Origin of the sequence: Mesorhizobium sp. M7A.F.Ca.CA.004.12.1.1 (genome assembly GCF_003997835.1) — a bacterium.
In the GTDB taxonomy this organism is placed as follows: Bacteria; Pseudomonadota; Alphaproteobacteria; order Rhizobiales; family Rhizobiaceae; genus Mesorhizobium.
Window position 1 is genome coordinate 1 of sequence record NZ_RZRK01000731.1, and the last position, 3,022, is coordinate 3,022.

Sequence of the window (3,022 nt, forward strand, 5' to 3'; positions counted from 1 at the left end):
GTCCCGGATGCGGTCGATGATGACCTCCAGCAGCGTCGCGTTGACGCCGGCCGCCGGTTCGTCGAGCAGTATGATCGCCGGGTCGGCCATCATCACGCGGGCGAGTTCGAGCAGCTTGCGCTGGCCGCCGGAAAGCACCCGCGCCGGCTCATGCGCGAGATGGGTGAGGGTGACCAGTTCCAGCAGTTCGAGCGCCTTTGTCCTGGCGGCTCTTTCCTGCGCGGCGACGCGCCATGGCGTGATGAAATTGGCGAGCAGCTTTTCGCCGGCCTGGCCCTGTGCGGCCAGCATAATGTTTTCGATCAGCGTCAGATTGGGCAGCGGGCGCGGGATCTGAAAAGTTCGGCCAACGCCATGACCGATGCGCAGATGCGCGGCTTCGCCCGAGACAGGCGTGCCGTTGAGTAGGATCTCGCCGCTGGTCGGCAGGATGCTGCCGGCGAGCAGGTCGAACATCGTCGTCTTGCCTGCACCATTGGGGCCGATCAAGCCGAGGATTTCTCCCGCTTTGACGTCAAACGAGACATCGTTGACCGCGACAAGGCCGCCGAACCGCCTGACGACATTCCTTGCCGTCAGAACCGGCGCGCGGGTTTCCCCTTGCCGTTTGGTTGCCTCGCTCATCAAACCCTCTGGCCGAAGACGATCGTTGCCGTCTCCTGATTATGATTTGTGATCACACTTGCTTTGATCACGCTATTCGGCTTTAATTTCATCCGCAAGCCGAAAACCGGCCAAGAACGGAATTCCATGCAAAAGGCTGCCATCGAAAAGAACAACGAGGCGATCGCGGCCCAGCTTGCGCCAGTCGGCCGCGAAACTGTGCAGGACCGCGTCTACTCGGAATTGCGCCGCGCCCTGATCGGCGGCCTGTTCGAGCCGAGCCAGGTGCTGACCATCCGTGGCCTAGCTGACGCCTTGGTCACCTCGACCATGCCGGTGCGCGAGGCGCTCGGCAGGCTGATCACGGAAAAGGCGCTGGAGGCGCTGCCCAACCGTTCGGTGCGTGTGCCGCCGATCACATTGGAACGGCTGGATGATCTCTTGCGTGCCCGCATCCTGATCGAGGGCGAAGCGATCGCGCTGGCCGCCGCCCGCATGGGCCCGCGCCAGATCGCCACCATCGAAACCATTCTCGGCGAATGGGACGAGATGCGGGCGCTGAAACACAAGAAGGACGTCGATCGCGAAGTGACGCTCAATCAGAGCTTTCATTTCGAGATCTACCGCTCCTGCGGCTCGGCCGTGCTGATCCCGATGATCGAGAGCCTGTGGCTGCAATCGGGGCCCTGCATCCGCGTCGCTATCTATGCCTTCTCGGAGGCCGGCGAAGTCGACACCGCCCAGTATCACCGCCGCATCGTCATGGCGCTGTCCACGCAGGATGCGCAGGCGGCGCGCGAATCGCTTGTCGCCGACATCAGCCGCCCCTTCACCTTCCTGCGCAGCAAGCTGCAGGCCGCCGCCGCGAAAGACCAGACATGACCGCCATCAGGATCACCGAGCCGCGCTCGCAGCTTTCCGTCACGGCGCTGCTGCTGCCCGAGAAGGCACCGGAAAACGCTGCCTTCCTCTCGGCCTATCTCGGCACGCCACGTGTCGTCCCTGGCATCCATGCGATGTGGACGGGGCCGGAAATCTCCTGTCCGGTTCCCGCGGCCGATCTCGAGGGCCAGGCCTATGCGAAACCGTTGCCGGCCGAGAACGCGACGCTGACGCCGCAGCCGGGCGACATCGTGCTTTCCTACGTGCCGCCACGCATGTGGGGCGGCAATCCCAATGCGATCTTCGACATCGGCCTCTACTACGGGCAGGGCGCGCGGCTCTTGTTCCCGATCGGCTGGCTGGCCGGCAGCGTGGTGGCGCAAGTGCGCGTCGAAGAGCGTGACCGGTTCGCCGCCGCTTGCGGTGTCATCCGCCGCAACGGCGCCTGCGATGTTACCTTCAGCCTGATGGAGGCTTGAATGGCCGACGACAGTTTCGAGCTGTTCGATCTTCGCGTCGAGGCGGTCATCCCGGAGGGCAAGCCGATCTATTGCGGCGCCAAGGAAGGCGACTATTTCGAACTTAAGGGCGAGATGCTGTCGATGCCGGCAGGGCAGGGTTTTTCGATCTATTCGCTCGCCGCCGTCTTGCCTCTGCTGGCGGCCAAGCAGCGCCCAACCCACCCGAACGACTGGATGACCTCGGACGCGGAGATCGCTTGTCCCGATCCCAATTGCGCCAGCCGGCTGAGGATCGTCAGGATGGCCAAGCGGCGGTTCAGCCACGCCGAGACCACGGCGGTGCCGCTGCCTAAAGAGGATGACCTGAGATGAGTGCCAACACCTTCGAACTCGGCTCTGGCTACACCATCTCGCGCGTCATCCGCGGCGGTTGGCAGCTGGCCGGCGGCCACGGCGCCATCGACCGCAGCCAGGCGGTGGCCGATCTGATCGCCACCTTCGATGCCGGCATCTGGACCTATGATTGCGCCGACATCTACACCGGCGTCGAGGAATTGATCGGCGCCGCGCGCCTGCGACTGGCCAGTGAGCGCGGCCTCGATGTCGCCGCCCGGATGAAGGTGCACACCAAGCTGGTGCCCGACCTCGAACGGCTGGCCAGCATCAGCCGCGACTACATCAGGAGCATCGTCGACCAGTCATTGCGGCGGCTGAAGACCGAGCGGCTCGATCTCGTTCAGTTCCACTGGTGGGATTATGACCAGCCTCGCTATGTCGAGGCGATGGGCTGGCTCGACGAGCTTCGGCTTGAAGGCAAGGTGCGCAATCTCGGCACCACCAATTTCGACACGCCGCGCCTGGCTGAAATCCTTGCCGCCGGCATACCGCTGGTCAGCCAGCAGCTGCAATATTCGGTGCTCGACCAGCGGCCTGGCAACAGCTTGGCGAACCTCGCCGCCAAACACGGCGTCAGCTTCCTCTGCTATGGCTCGGTGGCCGGCGGCTTTCTCAGCGACAAATGGCTCGGCGTGGCCGAACCGGCCACGCCGCTCGAAAACCGCTCGCTGGTGAAATAC

The 3,022-nt window shown here is 64.1% G+C and carries 5 protein-coding genes; 4 read left to right on the forward strand and 1 reads right to left on the reverse strand.

Annotation, left to right across the window (positions count from 1 at the left end; all coding sequences use genetic code 11):
- The coding region (locus EN984_RS28540; RefSeq protein ID WP_127384124.1) for an ATP-binding cassette domain-containing protein at positions 1–624 on the reverse strand (624 nt) is incomplete at its 3' end.
- Between the two features lie 126 nt (positions 625–750).
- Between EN984_RS28540 and EN984_RS28545 the strand changes: the two genes are divergently transcribed.
- The 4 genes from EN984_RS28545 to EN984_RS28560 all read left to right on the forward strand — a co-directional run.
- Positions 751–1,485, forward strand: coding sequence for a GntR family transcriptional regulator (locus EN984_RS28545; RefSeq protein WP_127270675.1), 735 nt, complete (start codon positions 751–753; stop codon positions 1,483–1,485).
- Positions 1,482–1,964, forward strand: coding sequence for a DUF3830 family protein (locus EN984_RS28550; RefSeq protein ID WP_127270673.1), 483 nt, complete (start codon positions 1,482–1,484; stop codon positions 1,962–1,964). Before EN984_RS28545 ends, EN984_RS28550 begins: the two co-directional genes overlap by 4 nt.
- The gene (locus tag EN984_RS28555; protein ID WP_127270671.1) at positions 1,965–2,318 is read left to right on the forward strand and encodes a TIGR04076 family protein; all 354 of its coding nucleotides are present in this window, start codon (positions 1,965–1,967) and stop codon (positions 2,316–2,318) included. It begins immediately after the preceding gene.
- A partial coding sequence (locus EN984_RS28560; RefSeq protein ID WP_164765707.1) for an aldo/keto reductase occupies positions 2,315–3,022 on the forward strand: 708 nt, incomplete at its 3' end. The genes EN984_RS28555 and EN984_RS28560, both read left to right, overlap by 4 nt.

Coding starts and splice junctions, on each gene's coding strand:
- EN984_RS28545 (WP_127270675.1), top strand. CDS start 751: ATGCAAAAGGCTGCCATCGAAAAGAACAACGAGGCGATCGCGGCCCAG.
- EN984_RS28550 (WP_127270673.1), top strand. CDS start 1,482: ATGACCGCCATCAGGATCACCGAGCCGCGCTCGCAGCTTTCCGTCACG.
- EN984_RS28555 (WP_127270671.1), top strand. CDS start 1,965: ATGGCCGACGACAGTTTCGAGCTGTTCGATCTTCGCGTCGAGGCGGTC.